Annotated in this window: 16 protein-coding genes; 11 read left to right on the top strand and 5 right to left on the bottom strand. The window is 29.5% G+C overall.

Annotated elements, in window-relative coordinates:
• Positions 1 to 22 precede the first annotated feature (22 nt).
• The 4 genes from AC2I98_RS02990 (at position 23) to AC2I98_RS02975 (ending at position 4,133) form a co-directional block, all read left to right on the top strand.
• Positions 23 to 475 carry a Fur family transcriptional regulator gene (locus AC2I98_RS02990; RefSeq protein ID WP_486413148.1) on the top strand — a complete coding sequence of 151 codons (453 nt, stop codon included), beginning with the start codon at positions 23 to 25 and terminating at the stop codon, positions 473 to 475.
• A 207-nt stretch (positions 476 to 682) separates the two neighbouring features.
• On the top strand, positions 683 to 2,356 hold the full coding sequence (locus tag AC2I98_RS02985) for an OstA-like protein (RefSeq protein WP_486413147.1): 1,674 nt from the start codon (positions 683 to 685) through the stop codon (positions 2,354 to 2,356).
• 39 nt (positions 2,357 to 2,395) lie between these two features.
• Positions 2,396 to 2,944: a hypothetical protein gene (locus AC2I98_RS02980; RefSeq protein WP_486413146.1), complete on the top strand. Its 549-nt coding sequence runs from the start codon at positions 2,396 to 2,398 to the stop codon at positions 2,942 to 2,944.
• Position 2,945: 1 nt separating this feature from the next.
• Complete coding sequence (locus AC2I98_RS02975) at positions 2,946 to 4,133, top strand: aspartate aminotransferase family protein (protein WP_486413145.1); 1,188 nt, start codon at positions 2,946 to 2,948, stop codon at positions 4,131 to 4,133.
• Between the two features lie 45 nt (positions 4,134 to 4,178).
• Here the strand turns inward: AC2I98_RS02975 and AC2I98_RS02970 are convergent, their stop codons facing one another.
• On the bottom strand, positions 4,179 to 4,775 hold the full coding sequence (locus tag AC2I98_RS02970; RefSeq protein ID WP_486413144.1) for a methyltransferase domain-containing protein: 597 nt from the start codon (positions 4,773 to 4,775) through the stop codon (positions 4,179 to 4,181).
• Positions 4,776 to 5,089: 314 nt separating this feature from the next.
• Here AC2I98_RS02970 and AC2I98_RS02965 point away from each other — a divergent pair, with 314 nt between their 5' ends.
• Together AC2I98_RS02965 and AC2I98_RS02960 are read left to right on the top strand one after the other, a co-directional pair.
• Entirely contained in the window at positions 5,090 to 6,004 is a 915-nt protein-coding gene (locus tag AC2I98_RS02965) for a helix-turn-helix domain-containing protein (RefSeq protein WP_486413143.1), read from the top strand.
• An 88-nt stretch (positions 6,005 to 6,092) separates the two neighbouring features.
• Positions 6,093 to 7,307: an MFS transporter gene (locus AC2I98_RS02960; RefSeq protein WP_486413142.1), complete on the top strand. Its 1,215-nt coding sequence runs from the start codon at positions 6,093 to 6,095 to the stop codon at positions 7,305 to 7,307.
• Between the two features lie 33 nt (positions 7,308 to 7,340).
• On the opposite strand, the gene trmD is transcribed toward AC2I98_RS02960, so the two are convergent.
• Together trmD and AC2I98_RS02950 are read right to left on the bottom strand one after the other, a co-directional pair.
• Positions 7,341 to 8,027, bottom strand: a complete 687-nt coding sequence (gene trmD, locus AC2I98_RS02955) for a tRNA (guanosine(37)-N1)-methyltransferase TrmD (protein WP_486413141.1) — start codon at positions 8,025 to 8,027, stop codon at positions 7,341 to 7,343.
• A 43-nt stretch (positions 8,028 to 8,070) separates the two neighbouring features.
• On the bottom strand, positions 8,071 to 8,628 hold the full coding sequence (locus AC2I98_RS02950) for a hypothetical protein (RefSeq protein ID WP_486413140.1): 558 nt from the start codon (positions 8,626 to 8,628) through the stop codon (positions 8,071 to 8,073).
• A 98-nt stretch (positions 8,629 to 8,726) separates the two neighbouring features.
• On the opposite strand from AC2I98_RS02950, the gene hemB reads away from it, so the two are divergent.
• Complete coding sequence (gene hemB, locus AC2I98_RS02945; protein WP_486413139.1) at positions 8,727 to 9,719, top strand: porphobilinogen synthase; 993 nt, start codon at positions 8,727 to 8,729, stop codon at positions 9,717 to 9,719.
• 57 nt (positions 9,720 to 9,776) lie between these two features.
• Here hemB and AC2I98_RS02940 read toward each other — a convergent pair whose 3' ends face one another.
• A complete protein-coding gene (locus tag AC2I98_RS02940) occupies positions 9,777 to 10,139 on the bottom strand; it encodes a hypothetical protein (protein ID WP_486413138.1) in 363 nt (120 codons plus the stop codon).
• A 116-nt stretch (positions 10,140 to 10,255) separates the two neighbouring features.
• Between AC2I98_RS02940 and ffh the strand changes: the two genes are divergently transcribed.
• Together ffh and AC2I98_RS02930 are read left to right on the top strand one after the other, a co-directional pair.
• Complete coding sequence (ffh, locus tag AC2I98_RS02935) at positions 10,256 to 11,617, top strand: signal recognition particle protein (RefSeq protein ID WP_486413137.1); 1,362 nt, start codon at positions 10,256 to 10,258, stop codon at positions 11,615 to 11,617.
• 76 nt (positions 11,618 to 11,693) lie between these two features.
• Positions 11,694 to 12,491, top strand: coding sequence for a hypothetical protein (locus AC2I98_RS02930; RefSeq protein ID WP_486413136.1), 798 nt, complete (start codon positions 11,694 to 11,696; stop codon positions 12,489 to 12,491).
• A 126-nt stretch (positions 12,492 to 12,617) separates the two neighbouring features.
• Here the strand turns inward: AC2I98_RS02930 and AC2I98_RS02925 are convergent, their stop codons facing one another.
• Positions 12,618 to 13,010 carry an NUDIX hydrolase gene (locus AC2I98_RS02925; RefSeq protein WP_486413135.1) on the bottom strand — a complete coding sequence of 131 codons (393 nt, stop codon included), beginning with the start codon at positions 13,008 to 13,010 and terminating at the stop codon, positions 12,618 to 12,620.
• Positions 13,011 to 13,136: 126 nt separating this feature from the next.
• Between AC2I98_RS02925 and AC2I98_RS02920 the strand changes: the two genes are divergently transcribed.
• Positions 13,137 to 15,836, top strand: coding sequence for a TonB-dependent receptor (locus AC2I98_RS02920; protein ID WP_486413134.1), 2,700 nt, complete (start codon positions 13,137 to 13,139; stop codon positions 15,834 to 15,836).
• A 26-nt stretch (positions 15,837 to 15,862) separates the two neighbouring features.
• The gene (locus AC2I98_RS02915) at positions 15,863 to 17,188 is read left to right on the top strand and encodes a DUF4876 domain-containing protein (protein ID WP_486413133.1); all 1,326 of its coding nucleotides are present in this window, start codon (positions 15,863 to 15,865) and stop codon (positions 17,186 to 17,188) included.
• Positions 17,189 to 17,193: the final 5 nt, after the last annotated feature.

Below are 17,193 nucleotides of genomic sequence, written 5' to 3'. Positions count from 1 at the left end.
TATATTTACACAAATTTTTTATATGACAGACGAATCAGTAAAATCAAGTAATTACGAAGTAGTAAAGCAAGTGTTTACGAATTTCTTGGAAGAACATGGACATCGTAAAACACCTGAGCGTTATGCTATTTTAGAGGAAATTTATTTTACAGATGATCATTTTGATATTGACATGTTGTATATCAAAATGAAAAATAAGAAATATCGCGTAAGCCGTGCTACATTATATAACACGATCGAATTGTTGATGGATGCAAAATTGGTACGTAAACATCAATTTGGTGATCAACAAGCGCATTACGAAAAATCGTATTTTGATAAAAATCACGACCATATTATCTTGTCTGATACAGGAGAGGTATTAGAGTTTTGTGACCCAAGAATTCAGACAATTAAGCAAACGATTGAAGAAGTTTTTGATATCAAAATTGAAAATCATTCGTTGTATTTTTATGGTACAAGAAAAAATAAATAGACTTTTTTTTAAAATAAATTTATAAGACCTAACATAATATTTGTAAGGTCTTTTTTATTTCAATTTTTTAGCAATAAAATTTATGAAAAGTTTAAGTAATCAAGCGTGTTTTATATGAATAAATTATTTTTAGGACTAAAAAAATAATACTAATTTTGGCTAACACTTATTAAAAGTGAAATATAGATCAAATAAAAAAATAAGTAATTGTTAATTAATTATATAAATAGAAATAAAACAGGTTTGAAAGTTGCTTTTTTACTTTCATGTTTTATGACGTTAAGTGTTTTTGCACAACAAAAACCTAAAAAAGAAAAAGTTGTTCTAAAACATGCTGATTTAACTGAAAGAAATCCAAAGCTTTTTGAAGGAAATGAATTTTTGTCTGGAAATGTTGTCATAGAATATAAAGGTGATGTAATTTCTGCTGATAGTGCGGTTTTATATCGTGATAAGAACTTAGCTGTTGTGTGGTCGAATGCTCGTTTGGTAAGTAAAGACAAAACGATTACGGCTCATAAAATGGAGTACGATGGAAATACTACAATTGCAAAGGCTTTTAAAGATGTGGTGTTGACAGATCCAAGTTCTCGCATAACTGCTGATTATATGGATTATAATCGTACAACTGAAATTGCAACTGGAATTGGAAAAGTAGAAGTGAAAACGCCTACACAACAAATCAGTTCCGAAAAAATGATCTACGAACGTTTAACAGGAAATATCATTGTAAATGACAATTACAAAACAATTGGTTCTGACGGAACGTTGGTTGAAGGAAAAAATGTTGTGTACAATGTAAAAGATAAATCGGCAACATTTGGTTCAGAAGTTTTTATTACAAATAAAGATTATACGATTTATTCGAGAAAAATGACAACGAATGATATTACGGGAATTACAACATTCCGTGATTATTCTAAAATTACTCGTCGAAACGATCCAACACAATATATCATAACTTCTGATGGAGATTTTAATAAAAAAACTGGTGAAGCTTGGTTGAGAGGAAACTCTAAAGTTTATTATCAGAATAAAACCTTAACAGCAAAAAAGCTTTATTTTAATGATAAAACAGGTTTTGGAAAAGGAGAAGGAGATGTATTTTTAGATGATCCACTAGAAAAAAGATTTCTGAAAGGTGATTATGGAGAAGTTTTCAAGCATTTAGATTCTGCTTTTGTAACAAAAAATGCGTACGCTGTAAAAGCTTTCGAAAAGGATTCTCTTTATATTAGTGCAGATACATTATTGGCTGTAAAACGTCATGATATTGATTCTACCTCTTTTGTGAAAGCATTTCACAAAGCACGTTTTTATAAATCGAATGCGAATGGGAAAGCTGATTCTCTGATTTATAATCAAACAAAAGGTTTGATGCAATTTTACAAAGATCCAATTTTATTTTCTGGAGATAATCAAGTGACTGGAGATTTTATCGAAGCGTATACAAATGCGAAAACAGAGAAAATAGATTCTATGAAGGTTTTCAATAATGCATTTGTTATTGCAAAAGTAGATTCGCTTGTAGAAAATGAATATCATCAAATCAAAGGAAAATATTTAACGGTTCTTTTTCAAGATGATAAAATTGACTTTATTAATGTAGAAGAAAATGCTGTAGCATTGACTTATATGGATGATACGGATCAAAAAACAAAAGTAAAAGAACGCTATGGAGTTAATATTTCATATTGTGGAATTATAGAAGTAGATGTTGTAGGAAAAGATGTGGAATTGGTTGCATGTAGAATAAAATCGGACGGAAAAATGTATCCTTTATCTAAATTCCCTGAAGAAATGCGTTATTTACCCGATTTTAAATGGCGAATTTCTGAACGTTTAAACAAATGGCGAGACATTTTTATCGAATCGAAATAATCTTTTCATAAATTAATCGTTTAATTTCTAAAACTATAAATGAAAACTACATCTATCATATTATCTATCTTCTTATTATCAAGTTGCTATACTTACAAAGCTTTTGATCCTGAAGAATATGCAACGGAAATGGCTAAAAACAATAGCCAACCAGCTAATCTAAAAGAAAGAAGTCGAGCAAGAACTGATATTTCTGAAATGAGAAGAGAACGTCAAAATCCAAATCAGAATGCAATTAGTTCAGCAAATTCAGTTGATAAAGATGCTATTGCTGAATTGAAAGCAAGAAATTCTGAAACGAAAGATAAAGTTGTGATAGATCCTTCTACAATAAAAATTACAGATGTTATCAAACCGGATCAATTTTATAAAGTAGATTCACAAGGTAAGGAATATACAATAGAAGCAAAGCAATGGAAAGCTGATACATTATATGCTGTTGTAAAAGGAACAGAAAAAGAATTGAAATTTCACAAAAATGATATTTCTACATTCAAAATAAGAAAATTTTCAAAAGGTAAATCAGATGCTTTAACTGTTGCAGCTTATGCAATGGGCGGTGCAGCTGTACTTTTATTATTAAAATAAAATGGGAACATTAAAAGAAGAATTTTTTCAATACCAGGGTCAAACAACAAATTTTGCGTCTGGTTTTGAAGTAGATTACGCAAAAGGCTCTTATATCTATGGAAAGGATGGAAGAGCCTATCTTGATTTTGTAGCTGGCGTTTCAGTCAATACACTTGGTCATAGCCATCCTCGAATTAATCAAGCAATTATAGATCAAGTTAACAAATATATGCATGTCGCAGTCTATGGTGAATATGCGCAAGAAAAACCTGTTGAACTATGTAAACATTTGGTTGATGCTACACCAGAAGGTTTAGATCAAGTTTATTTGGTAAATTCGGGTACAGAGGCAATCGAAGCTTCATTAAAATTAGCGAAACGTTTTACTGGGCGTCGTCAATTGGTTTCTTTCCGAAACGCCTATCATGGTAATACACATGGATCGTTGAGTGTCTCTGGTGATGAACGAAAAAAAGCTGCATTTCGTCCTTTACTTCCAGAAGTATATTTCATCGATTTTAATAATGAAGATGATTTGCAAAAGATCACAAAAAAAACTGCAGGTGTAATTGTTGAGAGTATCCGCGGAGCATCGGGGTTTAGACTTCCTGAAAATGATTTTTTTGTTAAATTAAAAAAACGTTGTGAAGAAGTTGGTGCTTTATTAATTATGGATGAAATTCAACCAGGTTTTGGTCGTACTGGAAAATTGTTTGGTTTCGAGCATTTTGGTGTTGTACCAGATATTGTGGCTATGGGAAAAGGTATGGCAAGTGGTTTACCCGTTGGTGCGTTTATGACTTCGAATGAAATTATGAGTTCGTTGAAACAAAATCCACAATTGGGTCATATTACAACTTTTGGAGGAAATCCTGTTATTGCTGCTGCTGCTTTAGAATTGTTGAATGTTTTAGAAGACGAAAAATTAATGGATGATATTGATCGTAAAGAACAATTATTCAGAGAGAATCTTCAACATCCAAAAATTAAGAAAATTCATGGAAAAGGTTTGATGTTAGCTCCAGAATTATCTTCACCAGAATATGCATTAAAAGTTCAGCAAGAATGTATGAATCGTGGTTTAATTCTTTTCTTTTTGATGTATAGTATCGAGAATTTACGTATTACACCGCCAATTAATATTTCGGATGAAGATATTATAAAAGGTTGCGAAATATTGAAATCAGTTTTAAACGATTTAGATTAACATTATTTATTTCATAAAAAAAAGAGAATCATTTGATTCTCTTTTTTATCTTTTCTTCCCATAAAGCAACATTCTTTTAAACGAATAAATTGTTGGAAATTTTTTGTAATAAGCTTTTATTCTTGCTTTAAATTCGGACATTAATAATTCTTGTTGTTCTGTAGTTAAACGTTCCATGTATGGAATTAAAGCCGATCCCGAAATAAAATTGTAAAACTCTGTTTCATCATTTCCATAAATCGGATAGATTTTCATGCTAATATTTAAATCTTTTAAACCTTCATCAAACATCATTTTTGCATAATCATCAATTGATAACAAAGGCGAATCGCGATGAAAATTATTCAAGAAATCTGCAAACGGCTTTTCTCGAGCCAAATCACTTAATATTACATTAAGCACATTATCTTTCTGACATGGCATTTGCACTGCAAATTGTCCGTTTTTATCTAGTTTTGAGATTAATTTTGGAAATAATTTAAGATGATTATCTGCCCATTGTAAAGCCGCATTACTAAAAATTAAATCCCATTTTGAATCCGAATTTGCAAATTCTTCAATCGTTTGTTGTTCAAATCTCAAATTCGGTAAGTCAAATTCTGAAGATTTTTTAAGCATTTCAGCTGAAGAATCAATTCCCAAAAAATGCGCATGTTCAAATTTATGGGCTAAAATAGCAGTTTGTTCACCAGTTCCGCAACCCTATATCCACACAATTTTGCAAGTTATTTGGTGAAATTAAATCTGATAAATCATAAAAAGGTTGATAACGAATCGTTTTGAACTGATTATATATTTCTGGATTCCAAGGCATAATTTTATAGTTAAAAAATGATTAAGTTGTCTTAAATTTAAAACAATATGATGAATAAAACTATGCAATACGAATCATTATACATTTGTTAACATAAAATTAGGTTGAAAAGTTGTTTATTTGATTTTTGTAAGAATTGATTATGAGTGAAAAATTAGAAACTATTGCAGATTATTATAATAAAATTAGTTCGGAACAAGCCGAATTAATGAATTCTTCTCGTTTTGAGGATGATAAAGCGCACTTTAATATTTCTTTGAGAAAATATTGTAGTTTTAGAAGTCCTTATAGCCGCAGAGATTATTATAAAATTAGTTTGTTAATTGGCGAAGGTATTTTCAAATATGGCAATACTGAAACCTACATTTCTAAACCTGTTTTATTTTTGCCTTCTCCTCATGTTTCCTATACATGGGAGTGTAAATCGAGTTTACAAGAAGGGTATTTCTGCTTATTTAATCAGCAGTTTTTTTCGGAGAACAAAGAGTTCGAAGTATTTAAAAAAAGTTCTTTATTTAAGGACTGGAGTTCTCCTTTTATTGAAATACCAGCTCAACAATTACCCGTTATTTTGGGATATTTTGAGCAAATGTATCGTCTTAATCAATCAAATTATCCATTGCGTTACCATAGTATTCGTAATCATTTAGCTGCTATTTTTCATCATGTTTTAGAAATAAATCAAGATGAAATTCAAGCTGTTGAATTACCTTCGAATGTACGTTTGTACAAGAAATTTGATGAATTGTTAAATACACAATTTCCGTTAGATTCTCCTGCGCATCCACTTGTTTTGAAAACACCTGCTGATTTTGCTACGCGATTAAACATTCATGTGAATCATCTTAATTCTTCTGTGAAATCGGTTACGAATCAAACTACTACACAAATTATTAAACAAAAAATTGTTGAAGAAGCCAAAAGCTTGTTATTATACACCGATTGGGATATTGCTGAAGTAGGCTATACGTTAGGTTTTGAAGAACCAGCTCATTTTAATAATTTTTTCAAAAAACATGCACAAACTTCTCCTTTGAAATTTAAACAAGGAAAATGAAATATTTGATTTTCGTAATTTTTTATTTGTCTTTTTTAATTCATTATTTTCATATTCATTTTAATTTTGCTTGGTTAAAAAATGATTTATGTTGAGAGAAGCATCTGAAAAAAGAAAGAAAATTGTAAGTATACTCGGTTTTTTTTCGATTCCAATTTCTGGATTTGTAACTGATATTTATTTACCGTCTTTTCCTGCTATGTCCAAATCATTAGCCGTACCCGAAAGCAGTATACAATTAACATTAACTTGCTTTTTATTAAGCTATGGTTTATCTCAATTGTTTGTTGGAAGTATTTTAGATGCTATTGGTCGATACTATCCTAAAATTATGGCCTTAGTTATTGTTTTACTTACAAGTTTAGGAATTGCTATGACAGATAATATTTGGTTGATTTGTTTATTGCGTGTTATACAAGGAATTTCTGTAGCAGTTATTGTAATTGCAACTAGAGCGCTTTTTATTGATATTCATACACCCGAAAAAGCCAAACATTATTTAGGTTATTTTACCATTGTCTGGTCATGTGGACCAATATTAGCACCATTTTTAGGCGGTTATTTAGAAAAACTATTTAATTGGCATGCAAATTTTTACTTTTTAGCGATTTATGCTACTGTTATTTTAATTTTTGAATTGGTTTTTAGTGGGGAAAGTATTGTTCAAAAAACCAAATTGAATCTGAAAAGTATGATTGATACCTATAAAATGATGCTTCAAAATCAATCATTTATTTTAGGAATTATGATACAAGCCGTTGCTTATTCTATTGTAATGATTTTTAATATTGTAGGACCATTTTTAATTGAAAATACCTATCATTTTAATTCAGTTGTTATTGGATATTCAACCTTAATTTTAGGATTTTCATGGATGATAGGAGGTTTTGTAGGTAAAAAAAGAATGCACCTTGATTTTAAAGAAAATATTGGTTTACCAATTGTTGTACAACTGATATTGATTTCATTATTAATTGTTGCTGGATTTTTTATTCAAAATTTGTTTATTTTATTATTCTTTGCGTTTTTTATTCACATTTGTTCGGGAATTTTATTTACTTCATTTTTCACGACAAATATGATGGCTTTTCCCAAAAATGCTGGAGTTGCCGGAGGTTTAATGGGTGGAATGACTTACATTATTACATCACTTACAAGTTTTATTATTTCAAATACAGGAAAAGTAACCACCCAAAATGGTTTAGCAATTCGCTATTTTGTTTTTTCGTTTGTATTAGCAATCATTATTTATAGTATGTATAGATTGAAAAAATCTTCAAAAAATAAAGTAATTATAACATAAAAAAAGCTTCAGAAATTTCTGAAGCTTTTCTATTTATTTTGATCTTTTTTCTAACAAATCTGGGCGACGTTCTTTCGTACGTTCAATTGCTTTGTCATATAGCCATTCCTCTATTTTAGGAAAATTTCCTGATAACAAAACTTCCGGAACTTTGTAACCTTTATAATCTGCAGGACGCGTATAAATTGGTGGTGCTAATAAATCATCTTGGAATGAATCAGAAAGGGCAGAGGTTTCGTCGCCAATTACACCAGGTAATAAACGAATAATAGAATCGGCTAAAATAATCGCACCAAATTCTCCTCCAGAAAGTACGTAATCACCAATCGAAATTTCTCGCGTCACATACATATCACGAATTCGTTGATCAATTCCTTTGTAATGTCCACAAATCATCATCAAGTTTCCTTTTAAGGATAAATCATTCGCAATATTTTGATTCAATGTTTCTCCATCAGGTGTTAAATAGATAATTTCATCATATTCACGTTCATCTTTCAATTTCGAAATCATTTTATCCAAAGGTTCACACATAATAACCATTCCAGAAGTTCCTCCATACGGATAATCGTCAACATGTCTGTAACGACCTTTTCCAAATTCTCTCAAATCATGAACATGAATTTCAGCTAAACCTTTGTCTTGCGCGCGTTTCATAATCGAGGCAGAAAATGGGCTAACTAATAATTCGGGTAAAACAGTGATAATATCTATTCGCATTATGCAAAGATATTTGTTTAACTACGTTTGCGCAAGTTTAAAGTTATTTTTTGAATTTGATTTTTTTAACAGAATTTATAAATTCTTCTTGTGATTTCTTATCTAAATTATAACCAATAAAATTAAATTTAGAAGTAGAGTTTTTGATTGTATCAATATAAACTGCGATTAATTTATGAGGTTTTGACTGTATAAGTTTTGCTTTTTGATGATCAATAACAATAGTAGAAATTTGATATTTTGATTGTACAATAGAATCAATATTCGTTTTGCGTAGTTTATTGATATACAAATCAGATATTTTCTCTAATTCTAATTTAGCGTTATTTTTTAAAATAGTTGTAAAAATACTATCAGAAATTTCTGCATTAAAATCATAATCTCTACTAGCAAGTCTTCCATAATCGTAAATTAAAGTATCATTATTTGATGTGATAATTCCACCAACTTCAGTATCAATTCCTTCTAATTTAACTTTTTTCCATTCTTTCGGAATTTCAATTGAAAAACTTCTAAATTGAATCGTTTTATAATTGCTTTTATTGCAAGAAATTAATCCAAATAATATAATGAATGATAAATATTTTAATTGATTATTCAAATGATTGATTTTCTTTTAAATTTAATAAATATAATTGATATTATTCATTGGACGAAATCGAATATAAACCTTTAAATTTGTGCTAAAATTTTATCAAAATGTTTATATATAACAGACATAGAAGACTTCGTAAAAACGAATCTATTCGTAGTATGATTCGTGAAAATCATTTATCTCCAAACGATTTTATTTTACCAATTTTTGTGGCTGAAGGTGAGGGCGTAAAAGAAGAAATAGAAGCTATGCCTGGTATCTATCGTCATTCAATTGATAATACAGTAAAAGAGGTAAAAGAAATTTGGGATTTAGGAATAAAATCTGTTAATATATATTGTAAAGTTAGCGATAACTTAAAAGATAATACGGGAAAAGAAGCTTGGAATCCAAATGGATTGATGCAAAATACAATTAAAGCAATTAAAGACGTAGTTCCGGAAATGATTGTAATGCCTGATGTTGCTTTAGATCCTTTTTCTATTTATGGGCATGACGGGATCATAAGAAATGGAGAAATTGTGAATGACGAAACAGTTGAAGCATTAGTAAAAATGACTTTATCACATGCCGAAGCTGGTGCCGATTTTGTAGCGCCTTCAGATATGATGGATGGTCGAATTGGAGCAATGCGAATGGCTTTAGAAGAAAATGGTTTCAATAATGTTGGAATTATGACATATGCAGCAAAATATGCTTCATCTTTCTATGGACCTTTCCGTACAGCCTTAGATTCAGCTCCGGTAGATAATGTAGATATTCCTCAAGATAAAAAAACATATCAAATGGATTTTCATAATTCACAAGAAGCATTACGCGAAGCAATTGCAGATGTTGAGGAAGGAGCAGATATTTTGATGGTAAAACCAGGAATGGCTTATTTGGATATCGTAAAATTAGTAAAAGACAACCTACAAGTTCCAGTGTCTGTATATCAAGTTTCAGGTGAATATGCAATGATAAAAGCTGCTGCTGAAAAAGGATGGATTGACCATGATAAAATTATGTTAGAAACATTGACATGTTTTAAAAGAGCAGGAGCAGACCTAATTTCTACTTATTTTGCAAAAGAAGCTGCAAGATTATTAAATGAATAATATAAAAGCTAATATATAAACAAAAACCACTTCAAATTGAAGTGGTTTTTGTTTTTCTTAAAGTGTATAGCTTATCATTTTTGCTGTAAACTTCTGTTTTTCTAATGTAGAAAGCAGATATTTTTGCTCAGCTAAAGCTTGTTCTTTTTTCTGGTAATTTTTTTCGTAACCAGTTTGCAATTCTTTTAAAGAATTAATCGTTCCATTTTTCAATAAGAAATTTTGAAATTTAGTATATCGATCAGCTAATTTCCCATAAACATCTTTATTATCGATATTCGCTTCATATACATCCGTTACATAAACCTCATTATCTTGTCCATATGCAATAGAAAAGAAATAATAGGTTTGATTATTCTTTGTTTGACTGAAAACCACCCCAGTAACAAAGAATAAAAATAGTACTAAATCTTTTTTCATTCAACCAAATTTTGAAGTCGCAATTTAATTATTTTTTTTTAATACAAAGGCGTATTGTGTTATTTTACATTATTCGGTATAAATTTTTTATATTTGTGTCCTAAAATTGACTCAAAATGTTTCAAAATCTTCAGGATAAATTAGATAAAGCATTACATACCTTAAAAGGGAAAGGACAAATCACAGAAATTAACGTTGCAGAAACTGTAAAAGAGGTGCGTAGAGCACTTGTTGATGCCGATGTTAGTTATAAAGTTGCAAAAGATTTTACAAATACTGTAAAAGAAAAAGCGTTAGGAGAAAACGTAATTACGTCTCTTAATCCTGGACAATTAATGGTTAAGATCGTTCATGACGAATTAGCAAAATTAATGGGAGGAGAGGTAACAGAACTTAAAATAGAAGATAATCCAACGATAATTTTAATTGCTGGTTTACAAGGTTCTGGTAAAACAACTTTTTCTGGTAAATTAGCTAACTTCCTTAAAACGAAAAAAAATAAAAAAGTATTATTAGTTGCTGGTGACGTTTATCGTCCTGCGGCGATTAATCAGCTTCAAGTTTTAGGAGAGCAAATTGGTGTTGATGTTTATGCTGATTTAGAAAATAAAAATCCTGTAGAAATTGCGCAAGCCGCAATCGCACTAGCAAAACAAAACGGAAACAATGTAATTATTGTCGATACAGCAGGTCGTTTAGCTATTGATGAACAAATGATGGACGAAATTCGTCGTGTACATCAAACTGTAAATCCTACTGAAACTTTATTCGTTGTAGATTCTATGACGGGGCAAGATGCTGTAAATACAGCAAAAGCTTTCAATGAAGTGTTAGATTATAACGGTGTTGTTTTAACAAAATTAGATGGTGATACACGTGGTGGAGCTGCTTTAACAATTAGAACAGTTGTTGATAAGCCTATCAAATTCATCTCTACTGGAGAAAAAATGGAAGCCTTAGACGTTTTCTATCCAGAACGTATGGCAGATCGTATTTTGGGAATGGGTGACGTTGTTTCGTTAGTTGAACGCGCGCAAGAACAATTTGACGAAGAAGAAGCTAAGCGTTTACAAAAGAAAATTGCTAAAAATAGTTTTGATTTTGATGATTTCTTAAAACAAATTCAACAAATCAAACGTATGGGTAATATGAAAGATTTAGTTGGAATGATTCCTGGTGCTGGAAAAGCATTAAAGGATGTAGAAATCGACGATAATGCTTTTAAAGGTGTTGAAGCGATTATTCATTCTATGACGAAAAAAGAGCGTCAAAACCCAACGATTATTGATAATTCTCGTAAGAAAAGAATTGCAGCTGGTTCTGGAACTTCATTACAAGAAGTAAATCAATTATTGAAACAATTCTCTGAAATGGGAAAAATGATGAAATTTATGAATTCTTCTAATGGTAAAAAGATGATGGAAACAATGTCTAAAAATATGCCAGCAGGAGGGTTCCCAGGAATGCCAAAAATGTAATTACATTACAAATAATTTATAGTATATTAAAACCTCTAAATATTAGAGGTTTTTTTTATTTTTAATCGAATATATTATGTTAAATAGATTTTTCTCAGTAATTATATCTTTCGTAATTCTTTCAATTATTAGCTGTAAGAATGGAAGTGAAAAGAAAGATAACATAAAGACGTTTTATTCTAAAGACAAAAAAGGAGAGATATTTTGGAAATTAAATGATGGACAATATACGTATGAAATAAATTTCAATTATAATGAAAAAACAAAAGAGAAAGAAATTCCAGCATATTACACGTTTACAGATTCTATTGTAGCTGGCGATGTATCTTCTACAGAAAGAAAAACGTATCAAATAAAAAATAATGTTAAGCCTTATAAATTGATAAAAGATAAAAATGAAGTCAAACTAGAGAATCTTATTGTTAGTGCTGAATATCATTATTATCGAACTTCTAAAAATAGTTTTACAATGCCTTATGAATTAGAGATTGACCAGAACAACAATGTAAAAGTAAACGTAGAGGTTAACAAATATGATAACTATTCAGAAACAGAGTATGGCGGTTCTTATCAATTTAAATTAGATAGGAAAGACATTGAATTGTATAAAAGCTTACAAAATAAATTATCAAAAAATATTTTTGTTACTGACACAACAAAAAATAGTTATTATGGACATATCATAGTTTTGAATAATGAATATGTTAATTCTAATTACGAAACAATCTATAACGATATAGAATATTCATCTTTATTAATGTTTGCAAATTATATTGTCCTAAAATATATTCCTCAACTAAAACCTTCAAAGTTTGTTCATCAAATAAATTCTTATAGAAAACCAGTTTCTCCAGAAATTATAGAGAATCCTTAATAAATAGGTAGACGATATTATTCAATTTAACATAATATATATTATAATAATATTATTTCTATGAAATATTATTATTAATAATCTTTATTATGTTAAGTAAGATATTTTATTAAGCTCTATTCATAGTTATTTACTTAGTTTTAGAGAATTTATATATCCAGAAGGAATTTTTAAATTTTGCAATTCTTCAAATTCAAATAAACCATAATCATTATGCTCATCGCTTATAATTATTTTTTGGTTTGGATCAATTAATTCTTGCATTAAATAAGTTACGATAAATACAGTTTTATTTTCTGCTATTTTATATATCCATGTATTTACGATTTTATTAATGTTGCAGTCTATATTTAATTCTTCTTTAATTTCTCTTACAACAGTTTCTTCTGCTAATTCATTTTGTTCTAATCTTCCTCCAGGTAATTCCCATTCGTTTCTATTGTTCTTCACCAACAAATATTTACCATTTATTATAACGATTCCTTTTACAGAAATTGGAATTAAATATTCTTTACTCATTACTAAACTTTTATGATTAAAATTAACCATATTAAATCAATATTAATCATTTTTATCAAAACATGATTTTTGTTCTATTGCTATTTAGATTAATTTAAAATAAATTTGTAGTCGAATTTCTTAGAAATGAAAAAAGGTTTATTAGCGCTCTCTCTATTAGGAACAATTGGTTTTGTAAATGCTCAACGAATAGTATCAGGAACTGTAAAAGATGAAAATGGTAAAAATTTATCAAATGTTCAGGTACAAGATCCACAAAGTAAAAGATGGACACAAACAAATTCTGAAGGTTTTTTTACGATCGAATTAACAAATGAGAATACTAATTTATCCTTCTCTCAAAAAGGAAAGGAAACGCAAGAAGTTATTATCGATTCTTCTGAGAATAATGTTTCTATTGTTTTATATAATCAAACATTACGATTAGAACAAGTTGATATCTTCCCAAAAAAGAAGAAAGAATACTCTGAAATTACACTTGGTAAAGAAGCCATAGAAAATGTGCAAGCTTTTTCGTTGAACGAAGTTTTACAACAATTACCAGGACAAGTAACAACAGATTTCAATAATAATGAATTCAAAAATGTAGTGTTCAGAACGGCAATTTCTGCTAATAATTTAGGATTATCAGGAAGTTCATCTTCTAATACAAACAACGATCGCAAAGATTATTTTCAAAACAAAGCTTTTGGGACATCCATTGTTGTCAATGATATTCCAATTTCGAATAATGAAAATATGCAATCATTTACATCGCTTTCTGGTGGAGGATTCAACGATTTTAATAATCCAAGTTATGGAGTTGATTTGCGTCAAATTACAACTGCAAATATCGATGAAGTAAAGATTATTCAAGGAATTGCACCAGCAAAATATGGTGATTTAACTTCTGGATTAATTATTATCAATTCTAAAGTTGGACAAACTCCCCTACGCGCTTCAGTTTCTATGTTAGATGCGACAACGGAATATAACATGTCCAAAGGTTTCAAGATAAACGATAAAAACTTTTTTAGCTTGTCAGGAAACTATTTGTCTTCTAATGCAGATGTTCGTGACAATTTGAAATCATATAATCGTATATCGACAAATGCCGCTTGGAAATCGTCAAATAAAGCAAATACATTGGTTAATACGTTAGAAAGTAATTTCTCTATTAACAATGATAAAATAAAATATGATCCAGATGATATTTCTGATCCTAAAATAAAAAATGATAAGTTCTCTATTCGATTATCAAATAATATGAAATGGAACTTAAAAAAAGATTGGATTGATGCATTAAATGTTGATGTAAATATTAACTATGAAAAACAAAATTCGAAAGAAGAACGTTGGGTAAATGTTGCAACTGCAGCTGTTACTACTGCAAACGAAAATGGAATTTCAGAAGCAATATTTTTACCTAATCAATATACATTAGTCAAAAATGTAGAAGGCATACCAATGTCAACTTACTTAAATGTAGAAGGTGTTAAAAACTATGAATCTAAAAACAAATGGAATCATACTTTTTCTTTAGGTTTATCTTCTCGTTCAAGTGCTAATAAAGGTCGCGGAACATATACAGACGAAAATACTACACCAAATTATTATTCGTTAAGTGGTGCAAAAGGTGGTTTAGGTTATCGAGATTATAATTTCAAAAATACCAAAACACAATGGCAATTATCTGTTTATGCAGAAGATCGTATTGTAAAATATGGGAATAACGATAATGTTTTCAAATTAGATTTAGGTTTTAGATACGACAACCAATATGGTTATAATTCATATCAGCCACGTATTAATACTTCTTATGCTTTTAATAAAACTTTTAGAGTTCGTGGTGGATATGGAATTGCTTCTAAAGCTCCTTCTCTTAATCAATTATTTACAGGTGATCGTATTTATGATCGTATGTTAGGTGAAGGAATTTATTATATCAATAATAAACAATATGGTTGGATCGAAACATTTCTTTTAGAAGGAAATAATCTAAATCTTAAACCAAGTAAATCTTATAATTCAGAAATTGGTGTAGATGTTAATTTACCATTCGGAACATTAAACGTAACAGGATATTATAATCATTTGAAAGATGGTATTTCTAATGTCGATCATATCACAACTTTAGAAGGTTCTAAAATCAGTGTAGACACCTCTACTTCTACTCCAACCTATTCTGTAATTGGGAAAGAAGCTTACCAAATTAGTTATTCTACATTAGAAAATAATTTAGAATCTAAAGATAAAGGAATTGAAATGTTTATGAATTTTAACCGCATTCGTCCGTTGAATTTAGATATTTCGGTAAACGGTTCTTACACAAAAACAACGAATAATAAACCTGTTTATACATTTGCAGCTTCAAAAAATGTTTTAGCGAAAGAAAAATATGGCGTTTATTATAATCCCAATTCTAACGATGAACAATTAATGTTTGGAACTAATTTTAATTATCATCTAAAAAAAGTTGGGTTGATTTTATCACTTCGTACAGAACATATTTTTATTCAAAACCACGATAAATTCAACAATAGAAACCCAATTGGTTATTTGGATGAAAATTCAAATTATCATGCCATTCCAGTCGAAGATCAAGGGAATACAGATTTATATGGACATTTAATTAATGCGCCTCAAAAAACATTAGGAGAATTGCAAAAATCATTGCATAATTTCCACTTACGTATCTCGAAAGATTTCTTAAACGGATTTAAAGTTTCTGTTTATACAACAAATGTATTAGGTTTGAAGCCTACATATATTAATGATTCTGGAGAACGTATTGTCTCAAATATCGCAAAATTTTCATTGGGAGGTAAAATTGAGTATACTTTCTAATACTAAACAATTTCAAAAACATTATTATGTTAAAAAAACTTATACTTCTCACTCCTCTTGTAGCAACTTTATTGTTTAATTCTTGTTCTGATGATGACTTTGGGGCAAATGCAGTTCAAACAATTAATTTTACAACAAAAGTGAAATTTGATGCTGATTTTGATGCGACTAAATTACCAGTTAATGCAAAAGTAACGCTAAAAAATACCCAAACAGGTGGTACTTTCGAATCAAATACAAATGAAAATGGTGTTGCAGTTTTTCCGCAATTAACGCCAGGTATTTATACCGCAAATGTAAGTTTTTCAATTACTCCAGCTCAATTCGAAGATATGTTTGGATATCCAGCTGATACCGAAGATAATATTGAGTTTAATGGTTCTGCACAAAATGTTACTGTAAATTCGTCTAATGTTTCATTAGAAATAGAATTAAATTCTGCTAAAACTATTGGTGGATTAATTTTAAAACAAATCTATTACGGTGGTTCACATATCAAAGAAGGTGCAATGTTTAGAGATCAATTTATTGAAATTTATAACAATTCGAATGAGGTTATTTACGCAGATGGATTAATTTTTGGACAATTATTTGGTGCTAACACAGTTGAAAATCAACCTTATTCGCAACCAAATGGACAATTAGATTGGTCGAAAGCAGAAGGAAATAAAGAAGGTGCTAAAGCAAATACAGATTTTGTTTATGTTGCCAATGCAATTCGTGTTCCTGGAAATGGAACTACTTATCCTGTTCAACCAGGTCAAAGTATTACAATCGCACAAACAGCTATCAATCATAAAGGAAATTACTATGATTCGAATGGTAAATTAATAGAAATCCTAAAACCAGAATTAACAGTTGATTTATCAAATGCTGATTTCGAGGTAAATATGACCGAATATTTAGGTTCTCAATATTCATATGATATTCAAAATCCTGCTGTTCCAGATATGGAAATCGTATGGTGGGCTGCAAATAAAGACCTTGTTTTAGATAATTTAGGTCGTCAAGCTTATATTTTATTTAGAGCAACAGATGAAGAAATAAAAGGTTATGGAAAAGTAAAAAATCCAAATAATAAAACAGCATTAGAATATTTACAATTACCAAATGAAAAGATTTTGGATAGTGTAGAAACGACTCAAGATATGGGAAGTAAATTGGTGCCAAAAAAATTACAAAATAAACAAGATGCCGGATATGCTTATTTAACAGCTGGTTCCTACTCTTCTACTTCTATTATTCGTAAAACTCAAAAAATAATTAATGGGCGTATTATTTTGAAGGATACCAATAATTCTACAAATGATTTTGTTAATATCAAGGCGGAACCGAAAATTTTTGCGCAATAGAAATT

It is taken from the genome of Empedobacter sp. EJD.6dd, from assembly GCF_057369435.1.
The sequence above is the reverse complement of the archived record's forward strand: the minus strand, read 5'-3'. Positions and strand labels throughout refer to the sequence as shown.